At 74.1% G+C, this 16279-nt stretch carries 12 protein-coding genes; 3 read left to right on the forward strand and 9 right to left on the reverse strand.

Features of this window, described 5'->3' with window-relative positions; genetic code table 11:
- The first annotated feature begins 180 nt into the window (after positions 1 to 180).
- Together ATM99_RS09935 and ATM99_RS09940 are read left to right on the forward strand one after the other, a co-directional pair.
- Complete coding sequence (locus ATM99_RS09935; protein WP_062102767.1) at positions 181 to 2379, forward strand: hypothetical protein; 2199 nt, start codon at positions 181 to 183, stop codon at positions 2377 to 2379.
- A 25-nt stretch (positions 2380 to 2404) separates the two neighbouring features.
- A complete protein-coding gene (locus tag ATM99_RS09940) occupies positions 2405 to 2932 on the forward strand; it encodes a hypothetical protein (protein WP_223304962.1) in 528 nt (175 codons plus the stop codon).
- A gap of 21 nt (positions 2933 to 2953) precedes the next feature.
- Here ATM99_RS09940 and ATM99_RS09945 read toward each other — a convergent pair whose 3' ends face one another.
- The 6 genes from ATM99_RS09945 to ATM99_RS09970 form a co-directional block, all read right to left on the reverse strand.
- Positions 2954 to 3703 (reverse strand): alpha/beta fold hydrolase, encoded by a 750-nt coding sequence (locus ATM99_RS09945; protein WP_062102768.1) that lies wholly within the window; start codon positions 3701 to 3703, stop codon positions 2954 to 2956.
- Positions 3704 to 3749: 46 nt separating this feature from the next.
- Complete coding sequence (locus ATM99_RS09950; protein WP_223304963.1) at positions 3750 to 4580, reverse strand: HAD family hydrolase; 831 nt, start codon at positions 4578 to 4580, stop codon at positions 3750 to 3752.
- Positions 4581 to 4615: 35 nt separating this feature from the next.
- A complete protein-coding gene (locus ATM99_RS09955; protein WP_062102769.1) occupies positions 4616 to 4921 on the reverse strand; it encodes a hypothetical protein in 306 nt (101 codons plus the stop codon).
- A gap of 100 nt (positions 4922 to 5021) precedes the next feature.
- Positions 5022 to 6470, reverse strand: coding sequence for a GH1 family beta-glucosidase (locus ATM99_RS09960; protein ID WP_062102770.1), 1449 nt, complete (start codon positions 6468 to 6470; stop codon positions 5022 to 5024).
- A 189-nt stretch (positions 6471 to 6659) separates the two neighbouring features.
- The gene (gene yicI / locus ATM99_RS09965; protein ID WP_062102771.1) at positions 6660 to 8939 is read right to left on the reverse strand and encodes an alpha-xylosidase; all 2280 of its coding nucleotides are present in this window, start codon (positions 8937 to 8939) and stop codon (positions 6660 to 6662) included.
- Positions 8936 to 10969 (reverse strand): beta-galactosidase, encoded by a 2034-nt coding sequence (locus ATM99_RS09970; protein WP_062102772.1) that lies wholly within the window; start codon positions 10967 to 10969, stop codon positions 8936 to 8938. The genes yicI and ATM99_RS09970 overlap by 4 nt, the downstream gene beginning before the upstream one ends.
- A gap of 299 nt (positions 10970 to 11268) precedes the next feature.
- On the opposite strand from ATM99_RS09970, the gene ATM99_RS09975 reads away from it, so the two are divergent.
- Positions 11269 to 12276 (forward strand): LacI family DNA-binding transcriptional regulator, encoded by a 1008-nt coding sequence (locus ATM99_RS09975; protein WP_062102773.1) that lies wholly within the window; start codon positions 11269 to 11271, stop codon positions 12274 to 12276.
- A gap of 42 nt (positions 12277 to 12318) precedes the next feature.
- Here the strand turns inward: ATM99_RS09975 and ATM99_RS09980 are convergent, their stop codons facing one another.
- The 3 genes from ATM99_RS09980 to ATM99_RS09990 are packed head-to-tail and all read right to left on the reverse strand — an operon-like array spanning position 12319 to position 16003.
- Positions 12319 to 13320, reverse strand: a complete 1002-nt coding sequence (locus tag ATM99_RS09980) for a carbohydrate ABC transporter permease (protein WP_062102774.1) — start codon at positions 13318 to 13320, stop codon at positions 12319 to 12321.
- Positions 13317 to 14351, reverse strand: a complete 1035-nt coding sequence (locus ATM99_RS09985; protein WP_082659533.1) for a sugar ABC transporter permease — start codon at positions 14349 to 14351, stop codon at positions 13317 to 13319. The genes ATM99_RS09980 and ATM99_RS09985 overlap by 4 nt, the downstream gene beginning before the upstream one ends.
- Positions 14348 to 16003, reverse strand: a complete 1656-nt coding sequence (locus ATM99_RS09990) for an extracellular solute-binding protein (protein ID WP_062102775.1) — start codon at positions 16001 to 16003, stop codon at positions 14348 to 14350. Before ATM99_RS09990 ends, ATM99_RS09985 begins: the two co-directional genes overlap by 4 nt.
- Positions 16004 to 16279: the final 276 nt, after the last annotated feature.

Consider the following 16279-nt stretch of genomic DNA (forward strand, 5'->3'; position numbering starts at 1 on the left):
CAGGGCCACGCCCGGGACGTCGGCCACCGGGGATCTCCCGGACGAGCGTCCGAGCACGCGTCCGCAGGCCCGAAGCACCCTGGTCACGGGCGCACCGCCGCGTATCCTTGCGGGGCACCGGCGCGCCGAGCACGGCTCGGCCACCCCGCCCGCCGGGCCCCCGTCCCAGGAGGATCGCTCGTGCCCGAAGCTCGGAACCCGTTCCCCGTCGTCAGCTTCCGCGGCTACGACCGCGACGCCGTCGACGAGTCCGTCGCCTCGCTCGAGCAGGCGCTGGCGGACGCGCGTGCGCAGGTCGAGGCGCTGGACGCCGAGAAGCTGCGCGTCGCGGGCGAGCTCTCCGAGGCGCACCGGCAGCTCCGGGAGGCCGAGCGACCCACGTACTCCGGTCTCGGGTCGCGCATCGAGCAGCTGCTGCGCTCGGCGGAGGAGCAGTCCTCCGACGTCATGACGCAGGCGAACGCGCAGGCCGCGGACGCGCTCGCGCGGGCCAAGCTCGCGTCCGGGCAGCTCCGGGCACGCGCCGAGAACGAGGTCGCCGAGCTGCTCGCGACCGCGCGCCGCGAGGCGGAGGAGGTCCGGACCACGGCGCAGGCCGAGGCCGAGAGCTCGGTGGCCGCGGCCCAGCGCCGCGCCGAGGAGCTGGTCGGCAGCGCCGAGCGCGAGGCCGCGCGCATCCAGAGCGCCGTCGCGACCGAGGAGAGCGAGCGCCGCACGTCGCTCGAGCGCGAGCTGGGCACGCTGCGGGCGCGCGTCGAGCACGAGGCGACGCAGCTGCGGATCGCGACCGAGCGCACGGCCACCGAGCTGCGGAGCCGCACCGAGTCCGAGACGACCGCGCTGCGCGAGGAGACCGAGCGGTACGCGCAGGACCTGCGGCAGAGCGCCGACCAGGAGACCACCGAGCTCCGGCAGCGCGTCGAGGCCGAGGTGGCCGCGCTGCGTGGCGAGGCCGACCGGTACGCGGCACGCGTGCGCTCGGAGGTCAACGCCGAGGTCGCCGCGTGGCGGCAGTCGGCGGCCGAGGAGACCACGGCGCTGCGGGCCGCTGCCGCCGAGTACGCCGACGCGACGCGCGCCGCCGCCGACCGCGACGCGACGGCCCTCCAGCAGCGCGTCGCCGCCGAGGTCGCCGCGCTGCGCACCGAGGCCGAGCAGTACGCCGCGTACGTGCGCGCGACCGCCGAGCGCGAGGCCGGCGAGCTGCGCGCGTCGACGTCGGACGAGATCGCCCAGGCACGCGCCGAGGCGGAGGACGCCGTCGCGACCCTGCGCACCGAGTCCGAGCAGTACGCCTCGCAGCTGCGTGCGCTGGCCGACCGCGAGACCACCGAGCTGCGCGAGCGGACCGGTCACGAGGTCGCGCACCTGCGCGAGACCGCGCAGCGCGAGACGGACGAGCTGCGCTCGACGACCGAGCGCGAGACCGCCGAGGCACGTGCCGCGGCCGAGCGCGAGACCACCGAGCTGCGCGAGCGCACGCGCCTCGAGGTCGAGAAGCTGCAGACCGAGGCGCGACGCGCGATCACCGAGGCGACCACCGACGCCCGCACGCGCGCCGGTGAGCTCGTGCACCGGGCCGAGCAGCAGCTCGCCGACGCCGAGCTCGCGATCGCCGCGCAGCACGAGGCCGCCGAGAAGCAGGACGCCGACCGCCACGAGGCCGCGCGTGCCGAGACCGAGCGGCTCGTGGCCGACGCCGAGTCGCACGCGCAGGAGGCCGAGGAGCGCGTCGCCAAGGCCCTCGCGCACGCCGAGAAGGTCCGCACCGACGCCGAGAAGCAGGCAGCCGAGCTGCTGTCGAACGCGCGCCGCAACGCCGACCGCGTGGTCGCCGAGGCCCGCGAGCACGCCGAGAAGCAGATCTCCGACGCCATGACGGAGTCGGAGCGCGAGCGCACCACCGCGACCCGGCAGGTCGAGGACCTCAACCGGCAGCGCGAGTCGATCACGTCCTACCTCGACGAGCTGCGCAACCTGCTCGGCACCAACCCCGACCGGGCGGCGCTGGAGAAGGCCGGGCGCATCGAGGAGCGGTTCGAGAAGGACCAGGCCCAGGGTGCGGCCCGTCCCGCGGCGTCCGAGCCCTCGGGGAAGGCCGCCGACGACCGGGCGGGGCGCCCGGGCCGGGCGGACGACACGCCCGCGCGGGCCGCGAAGCCCGCGGCGCGCGCGTCGCGGCCGACCAAGGCCCGCCCGGCACCGGTGTCCGCGGCCGTCCCGGTCGTGCCGTCGCCGGCGGTCGAGCCGGACGCGACGTCCGGCACGGACGCGACGTCCGGCACGGATGCCGCGGGCGCCGACGCGCCGGACGCACCCGCGCAGGAGACCCCGGCGGAGTCCTCCGTGGACGCCGCGACGGACTCCGCGGCCCGCTGACGGCCGTCCCGAGACGTCCCCGTCCATGAGCAGCGACCGTCCCGCCACCGGTGGGGCCGCCGGACCCGGCAGCCCCACCGGTGAGCCGGCCGCCGCGGCGTCCGACGACACGGCACACGACGACGCGGCGCACGACGACGCCACGGCCCGGTGGCGCGCCGGCCGGCGCGAGGCCGCGGCCGCGCACGCCGAGGCGCTCGCCGCGCAGCAGCGCGCCGAGTCGACGCGTGCCCGCGCGCACATCGCCCAGTTCCTCGCGGACGCGCGGGCCGCGGGCCTGGAGCCGGTCGCCCTCGAGGTGCGGTCGTACGACGGCCGCGCGCGCTACCGGACCCCGCTGCGGGGCTGGTACCTGCGTCGTGACGGCGCCGTGGGCATCGACACGGCGGGCGAGTTCTACGTCCTGACGGCGCCGCCGTCCCTCGTCGCACGGTTCCGCGGCGTGCAGCCCGTGCCGCAGGACCCACCGCTGATCATCGGTGCGGGCGGACGCGACGGCGACTCGATCGACCTGCCCGACGCGCTCGCGCGGGTCCTGGCCGGCGACGCCTGAGCCGTCCCCTCCCCCGAGCGGTCAGCCCTCGGACGCGTCGACCCGCTGCGCGAGCTCGACGAGCGCCGTCGTGACCGCCGGCGCGTCCTCGACAGCCGTGAGGTGGCCGGCGCGCGGCACGACCACGAGCGTGGCCTGCGCGGCGGCCTTGGCGAGGTGCTCGGCCGCGTCCGCACCGGTCACGGCGTCCTCGTCGCCGACGACGACCGTGACCGGACCCGTGTACGCACGCAGCGCCTCGGTGCGGTCGGGTCGCGCCGCCATCGCGCGCTGGGCCCAGGCCACGCGTGCCGGCTCCTGCTCGTCGATCCACGCGGTGACCCGCTGGACCACCTCGGGGCGGGCGGTGCGCGTGCTCTCCCCGAGCAGGGTGCCGGCCGAGCCGCGGACGGGCGCGACGGACCCGGCGGCCTCGACCTCGTCGGCCACGCGGAGCCGGTGCGCGGCCGCGTCGGCGGTGTCGGCGGTCGACTTGGTGTCGACGAGCGCGAGGCCCGCGACGACGTCGGGGTGCCGCTCGAGCAGCGCGAGCGCCACGTAGCCGCCCATCGAGAGCCCCGCGACGACCGCCCGGCCACCGGCGTCCCGGACCAGTGCTGCGACCCGGTCGGCGACGACCTCGAGCGCGGGCTCGGGGAGGTCCTCCCCCGCCGGCACGGGCAGGTCGGGCGCGATCACCTCCCGGTCGCGCACCAGGACGGCGGCGACGTCGTCCCACAGCCGGTGGTCGAGCGGGAACGCGTGCAGCAGGACGATCGGGGTCGCGGTCATGCGCCCTCCTCCGTACGGTCGGCCTCGGTCGTGACGTCCGTCGACCCTAGCCGCGTCCGCGCAGGTCGCGCGCCCGGGCGAGGGCCGCGGCGCGCTCGAGGAGCACCGCGACGCCGTCGTCGGCGTTCGACGGCAGCGTCGCGTCCGCGGCGGCGAGGACCGCGGGCAGCGCGTTGCCGACCGCGAACGCGCGGCCGGCCCAGCGCAGCATCGGCAGGTCGTTCGGGGCGTCGCCCACCGCCCACACGTGCTCCGGCGCGATGCCGCGGCGCGCGGCCCACGCGGCGAGCGTGGCGGCCTTCGTGACGCCGGGCGCGGCGATCTCCCCGAGCGGGACGGTCGCGGACGACGACACGTGCGCGAGGTCGCCGATCGCGTGCTGCGCCTCGGCGACGAACGTGTCGACGTGCCGCGTGCGCCCGGTGGCCTGCAGCAGGACCTTGAGCGTCGTGCGCGGCAGGACGTCCTCGATGCGGGCCGCGGCGCGCGCGCCCGGCGGCACCTCGTGGATCGAGACGAAGCCGTCCTCGGCGGCGAAGCCCTCGGCGCTCTCGACCGCGAGGTGCACGGCGTCGGTGCCCCACGCGTCGCGCAGCCGCGCGGCGACGGCCGCGACGCGCGCCCGGTCCATGCCGTGCTCCTCGAGCACCCGCAGGCCGGCGACGTCGACGACCGACGCCCCGTTGGCGCAGATCGCGACACCGTGCCCGGCCACGTGGGCCTGCAGCTCGGTGAGCCAGCGGTGCGGCCGGGCGGTCACGAACACGACGTCGAGGCCGGCGGCCTCGGCGGCGGCGAGCGCCGCGGCGGTGCGCGGCGAGACCGTGCCGTCGGGGCGCAGCAGCGTGCCGTCGAGGTCGGACGCGACCAGACGCACGTCGGCGTCGTTCGGCTCTGCGCGGTGCGGAGCGGTCATCGGCGGGTCGGGCCGCGTCGGGTGCGGGCCTGCCAGCACGCGGTGTGCCAGTGCCGGCGCTCGTCGACGCCCGCGCCGCGCCAGTCGTCCGTGCGCCACGCGACGACGTGCGCCGTGCCCGCAGGGACCAGCTGGTCGCACCCGGGGCAGCGGTACTCGCGGTCCGAGCCGCGCACGCTCTGGACGGTCCACTCGCCGTCCGGCCCCGCCTCGGAGCGCCGCCCGCCCGTGGCCCGGTCGACGTCGAGCGGCACGTGCTGCGCCCCGTAGGGGCGACGCGACGAGGGACGGGACCGGGGCACGGGTCCATCCTCACGCACGCCCCGGGCCCGGCACCAACGCGGACGGCCGGTGCCCCGCTCGCGTGAGCGGGGCACCGGCCGTCGGTGCGGGCGGGGCGCGTCAGAGCGACGCGGCCGACTCCGGGATCGGGACGGTGCCGGTGCGGACGAGCTCGCGGTACCAGCGCGCCGAGTCCTTCACGGTGCGGACCTGGGTGTCGTAGTCGACGTGCACGACGCCGAAGCGGCGGTCGTACCCGTAGGCCCACTCGAAGTTGTCGAACAGCGACCACACGAAGTAGCCGCGCACGTCGACGCCCTTGTCCATGGCCTCGCCGACGGCGTCGACGTGGTCGTGGAGGTAGGCGACGCGCTCGACGTCGTGCACGCGGCCGTCCTGCGTCACGGTGTCGTAGAACGCGGCACCGTTCTCCGTGATGGCGAGCGGCAGGCCCGGGTAGCGGTCGTGGAGCTCGACGAGCAGGTCGACGAGGCCCTGCGGCTCGATGTTCCAGCCCATCGCGGTGTGCGGGCCGGGCTGCGGGAGCCACTCGACCTGGTCGGCGCCGACCCACGGGCTGACGACCGACGAGCGGTGGCCGTCGGGGCCGGGGGTGCCGTCCCCGACGGGCGGCGTGCCGTGCTGCACGCGACCGGTCGAGTAGTAGTTGACGCCCAGCAGGTCGATCGGGACCCGGATGAGCTCGAGGTCGCCGTCCTGCACGAACGACCAGTCGCTGATCGCCGCGGTGTCGGCGAACACGCGCTCGGGGTACGCACCCTCGAGGAGCGGGCCGAGGAAGACCTCGTTGGCGATGGTGTCGATGCGGCGCTTGGCCTCGACGTCCTGCGGAGCGTCGGACGCGGCGCGCGTGACGTGCAGGTTGAGCGTGATGGACACGGGCGTGCCGGGGCCGAGCACGTCGCGGATCGCGCGGGCGGCCAGGCCGTGCGCGAGGTTGAGGTGGTGCACGGCCGCGAGCGCGGCGGCGGGGTCGGTGACGCCGGGCGCGTGCACGCCCGAGCCGTAGCCGAGGAACGACGAGCACCACGGCTCGTTGAGCGTCGTCCAGAGGTGGATCCGGTCGCCCAGGGCGCGCGCGACGACGCGCGCGTACTCGGCGAAGGCCTCGGCGGTGGCGCGGTTGGTCCAGCCGCCCGCGTCCTCGAGCGTCTGCGGCAGGTCCCAGTGGTAGAGCGTCACGACGGGCTTGATGCCCGCGGCGAGCAGCCGGTCGACGAGGTCGGAGTAGAAGTCGAGGCCGGCCTGGTTGACCTCGCCCGTGCCCTGCGGGAGCACGCGCGACCACGAGATCGAGAACCGGTAGGCCTGCAGGCCGAGGTCGGACATGATCGCGACGTCCTGGGGGACGCGGTGGTAGTGGTCGACCGCGACGTCGCCGGTGTCGCCGTTGAGCACCTTGCCGGGCGTCTTCGAGAACGTGTCCCAGATGGACGGCGTGCGACCGTCCTCGGCCGCGGCACCCTCGATCTGGTACGACGCGGTCGCCGACCCCCAGAGGAAGTCGGCCGGGAACGTGCGGCCGGACGGCCGCGTGGTGCTGGTCATGACATGTCCTCCGGGAGGGCTGGGTGGGTCGTGCTCGGCGGCCCTCGCGGGGCTGCCGGTCGGTTCCGCGGTGCCTCGGCGCCCGCGGATCGAATCGATACGATACAGGGGATGGGACCGCTCCCGCACCCCCGGGCGCCCGCCGCCCTCCCCGGGACGGACGGGTGCCCGCGAGCGCGGACGGCGGCCTCAGAGGGAGACGACGACCTCCGCCGAGCCGGCGGCCACCTCGACGCGGCGCCCGCCGAACGGCTCGACGGCCCACGGCGCGTCCGTCCCGGCGGCCGTCACGCGCACCACGCCGCCGTCGCGCCGCACCGTGAACACCGCCTCGCCGTCGCCGCTCGGCACCCGCGTCGTCGACCGGTGACCGTCCGGCAGCTCCACGAGGTGCAGCGTCACGCCGTCCGCGTGGTCACGGTCGGGCCGGTCGTCGTGCGCGCCGACCGGCAGCACCGTCCCCGGACGCACGTACAGCGGCACCGAGTCGAACCCGTGGCGCTCGCGCACCCAGCGCGGCCCGGTCACCTGCTCCCCCGTCAGCCACGACGTCCACGTGCCCTCGGGCACGTACACGTCGACGTCACCCGCCGCCGAGAACACGGGCGCCACGAGCAGGGAGTCGCCCAGCATGTACTGCGTGTCGACCGTCGCCGCGCCGCGGTCCTGCGGGAACTCCAGCACCATCGGGCGCATCACCGGCAGCCCCTCCTCGTGCGCGACCCGCCCGGCCTGCGCGAGGTACGGCATGAGCGACATCTTCAGGCGCGTGAAGCGCCGCGTGACGTCCACCGCCTCGTCGTCGAACGCCCACGGCACGCGGTAGGAGTCCGAGCCGTGCAGCCGGCTGTGCGACGACAGCAGGCCGAACGGCAGCCAGCGCTTGAACACCGCGGCGTCGGGCACGCCCTCGAACCCGCCGATGTCGTGGCTCCAGAACCCGAAGCCCGACAGCGCGAGCGACAGCCCACCACGCAGCGACTCCGCCATCGACACGAACGTCGACTCGCAGTCGCCGCCCCAGTGCACGGGGTACTGCTGGCCGCCGGCCGTCGCCGACCGCGCGAACAGCACCGCCTCGCCCTCGCCCCGCTCGGCCTCGAGCAGCTCGAACACGCACCGGTTGTACAGATGCGTGTAGTAGTTGTGCATGCGTTGCGGGTCCGACCCGTCGTGCCACACGACGTCGGTCGGGATGCGCTCGCCGAAGTCGGTCTTGAAGCAGTCGACGCCCTGCCCGAGCAGTCCGCGCAGCTTGTCCTGGTACCACGCGACGGCGTCGGGGTTGGTGAAGTCCACCAGCCCCATGCCGGCCTGCCACATGTTCCACTGCCACACCGAGCCGTCGGGGTTCTTCACGAGGAACCCGCGCTCCTTGCCCTCGGCGAACAGCACCGAGCGCTGCGCGACGTACGGGTTGATCCACACGCAGATCCGCAGGCCGCGCTCCTTGAGGCGGCGCAGCATGCCCTCGGGGTCCGGGAACGTGGCGGGGTCCCAGATGAAGTCGCTCCAGTGGAACTGCCGCATCCAGAAGCAGTCGAAGTGGAAGACGCTCAGCGGCAGGTCGCGCTCGGCCATGCCGTCGACGAAGTGCGTGACCGTCGCCTCGTCGTAGCTGGTCGTGAACGACGTCGACAGCCACAGTCCGTACGACCAGTCCGGCACGCGCGCCGGACGGCCCGTGAGCGCCGTGTAGCGGCGCAGCACGTCCTTGGGCGTGGGGCCCGCGACGACGTAGTACGTGAGCGACTGGCCCTCGACCGAGAACTGCGCGCGTGACACGACCTCGGTGCCGATCTCGAACGAGACGCGCTCGGGCTGGTCGACGAACACGCCGTACCCGCTCGACGACAGGTAGAACGGCACGTTCTTGTACGCCTGGTCGCTCGCGGTGCCGCCGTCGGCGTTCCAGATGTCGACCGTCTGGCCGTTCTTCACGAGCGCGCCGAACCGCTCCCCCAGGCCGTAGACGTGCTCGCCGACACCCATCGTCAGCTGCTCGCGCACGAAGTGCCGGCCGTCCGCGTCGGTCAGGACCCCCACGCTGCGCGGCGTGGACGCCGTGAGCACGCGGCCGTCCGTGACGTCCACGAACTCGACCGACCAGTCGCCCGCGGTCGCGACGCGCGCCTCGAGCTGCCCCGACCGCAGCGTCGCGACGGCCTGCCCCGTGAGGTCGGGCGTCGCGATCTTCACGTCGCCCGCGTCCCGGTGCAGCGCGAACCGCGGACCACGGTCGAGGCCGCCCTGGAAGTGCTCGATCGTCACGCCGACGACACCGTCCATCGGCGAGTGCAGCGTGACGGTGACGAGCGGGCGGTTGAGCGTGTCGCCACGCGTGGTGATGGGCGCGGTGGACGCGTAGACCGTGAGCGTGTCGTCGGTCGCGACCACGTCGTCGACCTGGCGGGGGCGCAGCTCGGTCACCCCGGGCAGCAGCTGCCAGTAGCCGTCGGTGAACTTCATGGGGTCCTCTCGATCAGGGCCAGGACGCCGTGCGGGGCGAGCGGCACGTCACCGGCGACGTCGGCGCCGGTGAGCAGGTCGTGCCACACGCCGTCGGCGCCGGTCAGGTGCACGGTGCGCGGCCGGTCGGCCGCGTTGAGGCAGAAGGTGACGTGGCCGCGGCGCACGACCTCGACGTCGGCGGCGGCGCGCACGCCCGCGGGGCCGGTGACGTCGGCGGCGTCGAGGCACGCCCGCACGACGCCCGCGAGCGCGTCCGGGGGCAGCAGCGCGCCGACGTACCAGCCCTGGCCTCCGCCCGCGTGGCGGTGGCGCACGACCGCGGCGCAGCCGTCGAGGTCGCCGCCGACGACGGTCGCGACGGCCTCGCCTCCCTCGACGCGCAGCCGCTCGGCCCAGTCGTGCACGCGCACGTCGCCCAGCAGGTCGGAGCGGAGGTCGACCGGGTCGGCGAGCGGCACCCACTCCTCGCCCGAGGCGCCCACGAGGTCCGCGAACGGCACGGGGAACCTGCCGGTGCGGACGTGCGCGTCGCGGTCGACGACCGCCGAGAACGGCCCGAGCAGCAGCACGCCGCCGCGCTCGACGACGCGCCGCAGCCCCGCGACGTGCACGTCCTCGACCAGGTGCAGCTGGGGCGCGACCACGAGGTCGTAGGCGTCGAGGTCGGCGTCGGGCCCCACGACGTCGACGCCGACGCCCGCCTCCCACAGCGGCCGGTAGTACGCGAGCACCTGGGGCAGCACGCGCAGGCGCTGCGACGGGGACGCCGGCTCCTCCGCGGCCCACCAGCTCGGCCAGTCGAACACGAGCGCGACGCGGGCGGGCACGCGCGTGCCGACCACCTCGCGCAGGCGTGCGAGCTCGGCGCCGTGCTCGACGACCGCGCGGTGCAGCGCGGTGTCGGGGCCCGCGTGCGGCACGAGGGCCGAGTGGTAGCGCTCGGCGCCGGCGGTCGACGCGCGCCACTGGAAGAAGCACGACCCGTCGGCGCCGCGCGCGATCGCGCGCAGCGAGTCGAGGCGCAGCTGGGCGCTCGTCTTCGGCACGTTGTGCGGGCGCCAGTTCACGGCCCCCGCGGCCTGCTCCATCACGACCCACGGCGCACCGCCGGCCAGTCCCCGCGCGAGGTCGTGCGTCAGCGCGACGCGCACGACGTCGTGCGGGTCGGCGGGGTCGCCGTAGACGTCGTCGGCGACGACGTCGAGGTGGGGTGCCCACCGCCGGTAGTCGGTCGGGTGGTGGAAGCCCATGAGGTTGGTCGTCACCGGGACGCCCGGCGCGTGCTCCCGGATCACGTCGCGCTGCTCGAGGTAGAGGGCGAGCAGCTGGTCGGACGCGAACCGCCGGTGGTCCAGCACCTGCGTCGGGTTGACGAGGTACGGCGCGGCGCGCGGCGGGATCACCTCGCGCCACTCGTCGTACCGCTGGCTCCAGAACGCGGTGCCCCACGCGCGGTTCAGCTCGTCGAGGCTGCCGTGCCGCGCGCGCAGCCACGTGCGGAAGCCCTCCGCGCAGTGCTCGCACCAGCAGACCTGGCCGTACTCGTTGCCCACGTGCCACATCCGCACGCCGGGGTGCTCGCCGTACCGCTCGGCGAGCACGCGCGCGACCGCGAGCGCACGTTCGCGGTAGTGCGGGGACGACGGGCAGAAGTGGTTGCGCGAGCCGTGGGACATCCGCACGCCGTCGGCGGTCACCGCGCGCGAGCTCGGCCACAGCACGCCCAGCCAGGGCGGCGGCGACGCGGTGGGCGTCGCGAGGTCGACGAGGATCCCGGAGTCGTGCGCGAGGTCGACGACCCGGTCCAGCCAGTCGAGCTCGAAGCGCCCCGGCCGCGGCTCGATGGTCGCCCAGGCGAACACGCCGACCGTGACGACGTTGACGCCCGCCGCACGCATGAGCGCGACGTCCTCGCGCCACACGTCGGGGTGCCACTGCTCCGGGTTCCAGTCGGCGCCGTACAGCAGGCCGACGTCGTCCGTCAGGGCGGCGAGCGTGGGTGCGCCCGACGCCACCGTCCCCGTCATGCCCCCACCCTCTCGTCGTCGCGGCCCCGACGGGAAGCGTCGAAGCGCTTCGCCAGCGTAGTGCGTCGATATCGATGTCCTTCGTGACCCCTGTCGCGCTTCCGAGCCGGACAGCCGCCCAGGTCAGAGGCGAAGCGCTTGCGCGTCACCGCGGAGGATCGCCGGCGCGCACCGGCGGCCCGTCCCGCCCCTGACGTGCCGGCACCGCGCGCTAGGGTGTGCCGCACCGCGGGTCGCAGCAACGCCCCACGGAGCGCGCTGCGCGGGACGGAGCCGCGGCACGGGACGAACGGAGCGACGTGGCGACGACGATCGACGATGTGGCGCGCGCGGCGGGGGTGTCCACCTCCACCGTGTCCTACGTGCTGTCCGGCAAGCGACCGATCTCCGCACCGACGCGCCAGCGCGTCGAGCGCGCGATCCGCGAGCTCGGGTACCGCCCGCACGCGGGCGCCCGTGCGCTCGCGTCGAGCCGCACCAACGTGCTCGCGCTCATGGCCCCGCTGCGCGTCGACGTCAACGTCTCGGTCATCATGCAGTTCGTCACCGGCGTCGTCACCGCCGCGCGCACGTTCGACCACGACGTCCTGCTGCTGACCGCCGACGAGATCGCCGGCATGGAGCGCGTCGCGAACGGGTCGATGGTCGACGCGCTGGTCATGATGGACATCGAGGCCGACGACCCGCGCGTCCCCGTGCTCGCGGGCCTCAGCCAGCCCGCGGTGCTCATCGGCCTGCCGCGCGACCCCGAGGGGCTGTCGTGCGTCGACCTCGACTTCGAGGCCGCCGGCCACCTCGCGGCACGCCACCTGGCGCGGCTCGGCCACCGTCAGATCGCGCTGCTGGGCTCGCCGCAGGCGGTGCTCGACCGGCACACGTCGTACGCGGAGCGGATGATCCGCGGCTTCACGCGCGGCACGAGCGACGCCGGGGTCACCGGGGTCGTCGAGCCCTGCGAGTCCTCGATGGCCGGGGCGGTCGACGCCGTCGACCGCGTGCTCGCCGCGCTGCCCGACGTGACCGGCCTCGTCGTGCACAACGAGGTCGCGCTGCCCTGGGTCCTGGCGACGCTGCGCGAGCGCGGCCGCCACGTGCCCGACGACGTCTCGGTGGTCGCGGTCTGCCCGCCCGACGTCGCCGTCGGCCAGGCGCTGCCGCTGACGAACGTCGACATCCCCGCGCACGCCATCGGCCGGGTCGCGGTCGAGATGGCCATGGCCCGCGTCGAGCGCTCCGAGCCGGCGGAGACCCGCCTGCTCGCGCCCATGCTCGTCGAGCGCGCGAGCACGGTCGCCCCCGTGCGCTGACGCACCGTCCCGCACCGGGCGGCGCCACGGACGACGCACGCGTCAGCCCTTGATCGCGCCGAAGATGACGCCCTTGGTGAAGTGCCGCTGCACGAACGGGTAGACGATCACGATCGGCACGATCGCCAGCACCATGACCGCCATCTTCACCGGCAGGCCCGTCACGGCCCCCGTCGCGACGTCCACCTGCCCGACGCCCGACCCGGGCAGCGTGACGCCCTGCAGCACGTACGAGCGCAGCACCAGCTGCAGCGGCCACTTGGCGTTGTCGTTGATGTACAGGATCGCGTTGAAGAACGCGTTCCAGTACCCCACGCCGTAGAACAGCGCGATGACCGCGACCACCGCGCGGGACATCGGCAGCACGACGCGGCCGAGGATCCGCCAGTCCCCCGCCCCGTCGATGCGCGCGGCGTCGAGGATCGCCGGTTCGAGGCCCATGAAGAAGTTGCGCAGGATCAGCACGTTGAACGCCGAGACCGCGCCCGGCAGGATCAGCGCCCAGTACGAGTCGATCAGCCCGAGCCCGCTGACCACGAGGTACGTGGGGATCAGCCCCGCGCCGAAGAACATCGTGATGAGGAAGACGAACAGGATCGGGCGGTGCCACAGCGACGAGGGCCGCGAGAGCCCGTACGCCGCGAGCACGGACACGATCGTCGAGATGACCGTGCCGACGGCCGTGATGCCGACGCTCACGAGCGCGGCGCGCGTCACGACGCCGCCGGACAGGATCTGCTTGTAGGCGTTGAGCGTCAGCTCGCCCGGCACGACGACGAGCCCGCCCGCGCGGATGGTCTCGGCCTGCGTCGACAGGCTGGTGACGACGACCGTCCACAGCGGGAAGACGACCGCCAGCACGACGCCCGCCAGCACGACGAACTTGACGGCCGCGCCGACCTTGCTGGGCGGCTCCTCCCAGGCGGGACGGTGCCGCGAGCGGCGCGGGCGGCGGGCACGGCCCGCCGCGTCGGCCGCGAGGTCGCGCGGGATCAGCGCGACGTCGGTGTCGATCTCCGGTGTCGTTCCGCTCTGCGTGGTCATGACCTGCGATACACCCCCGACTCGCCGAACACGTGGGCGAGCTTGTTGGCCCCGAGCACGAGCGCGAGGCTGACGACGCCCTTGATCAGGCCCGCCGCGGCCGCGAAGCTCCAGTCGCCGTAGATGACGCCCTGGTAGTAGACGTAGGTGTCGATGACCTCGGCGACGTCCGCGCCCACGGCCCCGCGCTGCAGGATGAGCTGCTCGAACCCGACCGTGAGCGCGTCGCCCAGGCGCAGGATCAGCAGCAGGATGATGACGGGCCGCAGCGCGGGCAGCGTGACGTGCCACATGCGCCGCCACCGGTTGGCGCCGTCGACCGCCGCCGCCTCGTACTGCTCGGGCGACACCGTGGACAGCGCGGCGAGGAAGATGATGATCCCCCAGCCCGCGTCCTTCCAGACCGACTGCATCGTGATGAGCACGAGGAACGTGTCGGGGTTGGTCATGAGGTCGAACCCCGACCCGAGGCCCGCGTCGCGCAGGGTCTGGTTGACCAGGCCCGCTCCGCCGAAGATCTGCTGGAAGATCGTCACGACCAGCACCCACGAGAAGAAGTGCGGCAGGTAGACGATCGACTGGATGGTCGTGCGGATGCGCGGCGTCACGACGCTGTTGAGCAGCAGCGCGAGCACGATCGGCACCGGGAAGAAGAACACGAGCTGGAACGCCGTGATGACGAGCGTGTTCTGCACCGCGTCGAGGAACAGCGGGTTGGAGAACACGCGCTCGAAGTTGGCCCACCCGACGAACGGGCTGCGCAGGAACCCGACGTACGGCGAGTAGCTCTGCCACGCGATGACGTTGCCCAGCATCGGCACGTACGCGAAGACCGCGAGCAGCGTGATCGCCGGCAGCACCATGACGAGCAGCGCGCCGTCGCGACGCAGCCGCGTGCGCAGCGGGACCTTGCGGACGGGCACCTTCGCCGGGCGGGAGGGGGCGGGCGCACCCGCCCCCTCCGCGACCGGGTCCGGTGCCGCGGCGCGCCGACCCGCGCCGCGACGCACGACCTGACCGGGGCTCGTCACCGCGCGTCCAGGATCTCCTGGTAGAACGTCCGCAGCTCCTCGCCGCCGGACGCCCGCCACGTGTCGACGGCCGCGTCGAGGTCGTCGAGCGACTTGCGTCCGCGCGAGATGTCCTTCTCGAGGTCGACGAACGGCTGCCCGATCGACGCGTACTGCACGGGCTCGACGATCTGCTGCGCGTAGAACAGCGGTTCGGTGATGAACTCCGCCGCCTTCGTCTGCCACTCCGAGGACGCCTTGACGTACCCGGGGTACTGCACGCGCGCGTTCGCGATGGGCGGGTCGACCAGGAACATGTACGTGGGCTGCATCTCGGTCGCCGCGAGCGGCGTGGGCACGGGCAGGCCGTCGGCGCCGCGCTCGTAGTGCACGCCCTCGACGCCGTTGTTGATGACGTCGAACTCGGTGGTGCCGAACGGCGCCGCGAGCACGTTGGCGATCGCGAGGAGCTCGGTGATGCGGGACTCGTCGTCGCTCTTCTTGAGGAACGAGAAGATGTTGGCGGGGTTGCCCTTCCAGAGCACGGGCGTGCCGCCGTCGGCCGCGAACGGGTCGAGCGGCTGCTGCCAGAACGCGGGGTTGCTCGCGAGGTTGTCGCGCAGCGCCTCGTGCCAGCCACCCAGGCCGTCGTTCATGATGAGCGACTGCCCGGACTGGAAGCGCGTCTTGGCCTCGCCGGCCTGGTCGGCGACCGCGTCGGGGTGGACCGCGCCGCTCGCGAACAGCTCGGCGTTCCACGCGAGCGCCGCGCGGTACTGCTCGGTCTCGACGCGGTGCACGAGCTTGTCGCCCTCGAGGATCCACTTGGGCGGGACGCCGTGGATGATCGCGGCGGTGTTCCACAGGTCCTCCGCACCCCACCGGTTGCCACCCGTGAGCTCCTTGGCCAGGTCGAGCAGGTCCTGGCCGTTGCTGACGGACGGCGTGATGCCGAGCTCGTCGAGCACGTCCTTGCGGTAGAAGATCGCGTCGGTGATGATCTCGCCCGGGAACGGCAGACCGTACAGGCGGCCGTTGAAGACGCAGAACTTCCAGGCGTCGGTCGGGATGTTCGCGAGGTTCGGGTACTGCTCGACCTTGTCGCCGCCCAGGAAGTCCGTGAGGTCCTGGAAGAGGTTCGGCACGATCTCCGACCCGAACCGCGGCGGGATGTTCCACGACGGGACGCTGACCCAGTCCGGCACGTCCTTGGCGGAGGCGAGCACGGTCGCGAGCTTGTCGCCGTAGACGTTCCCGTCGGTGATCTGGAACGCGATGGTCGAGCCGAGCAGGCCGTTGACCGCCTCGTAGTACTGGTTGCCCTTGGTGGGCGGGATCGTGCCCCACAGCGGGGTCATGGCCGTGAACGAGGACCCGGCGCCCGGGGGCTCGGGCACCGACTGCACGAGCTCGGCAGGCAGGGTCTCGTAGCCGGGCGTCGAGCCGTTGACGCTCGGGTAGTCGGGCGCGACGTAGTCGACGGGGACGTACCTCGGCAGCACGTCGGCCGAGGGCGTGGCCCCGGGCGCGGCGGCGGGCGGCGCGTCGGTGCTGCACGCCGTGAGCAGCGACGGCACGCCGACCACGGCGGCGCCGGCGGCGACCAGCCCGAGGAACGAGCGGCGGCGGACCTCGACGTCGCCGAGGCGTGCGGTGGAGGTGGTGGTCTTCATGAGCGTCCTTCACTCCCTCGTGGAAACGGACGTGCACGGGACGGCGGGACGGTCGCGACGCCGGGTCCTCGGTGACCCGCCGTCCCGCCACGGCGTCGAAGCGGTTCGATTCATATCGCCTTGGCGAATCTAGGGCAGGTCCGGTATGTGAGGCAAGACACGCAGACCAGACGATCGGGGCTTGTCCCTGAGCAGGACTTCGACCACGATGGCTGCGCGAAGGACCCGACGACGACGTCGAAACGGTTCGATCGAGACCGGGCCTCCGACCGTCGT

The sequence above is a fragment of the Cellulomonas sp. B6 genome, from assembly GCF_001462455.1.
Classification (GTDB): Bacteria; Actinomycetota; Actinomycetes; order Actinomycetales; family Cellulomonadaceae; genus Cellulomonas.

Coding starts and splice junctions, on each gene's coding strand:
- ATM99_RS09940 (WP_223304962.1), top strand. CDS start 2,405: ATGAGCAGCGACCGTCCCGCCACCGGTGGGGCCGCCGGACCCGGCAGC.
- ATM99_RS09945 (WP_062102768.1), bottom strand. CDS start 3,703: ATGACCGCGACCCCGATCGTCCTGCTGCACGCGTTCCCGCTCGACCAC.
- ATM99_RS09960 (WP_062102770.1), bottom strand. CDS start 6,470: ATGACCAGCACCACGCGGCCGTCCGGCCGCACGTTCCCGGCCGACTTC.
- yicI (WP_062102771.1), bottom strand. CDS start 8,939: ATGAAGTTCACCGACGGCTACTGGCAGCTGCTGCCCGGGGTGACCGAG.
- ATM99_RS09970 (WP_062102772.1), bottom strand. CDS start 10,969: ATGACGGGGACGGTGGCGTCGGGCGCACCCACGCTCGCCGCCCTGACG.
- ATM99_RS09980 (WP_062102774.1), bottom strand. CDS start 13,320: ATGACCACGCAGAGCGGAACGACACCGGAGATCGACACCGACGTCGCG.
- ATM99_RS09990 (WP_062102775.1), bottom strand. CDS start 16,003: ATGAAGACCACCACCTCCACCGCACGCCTCGGCGACGTCGAGGTCCGC.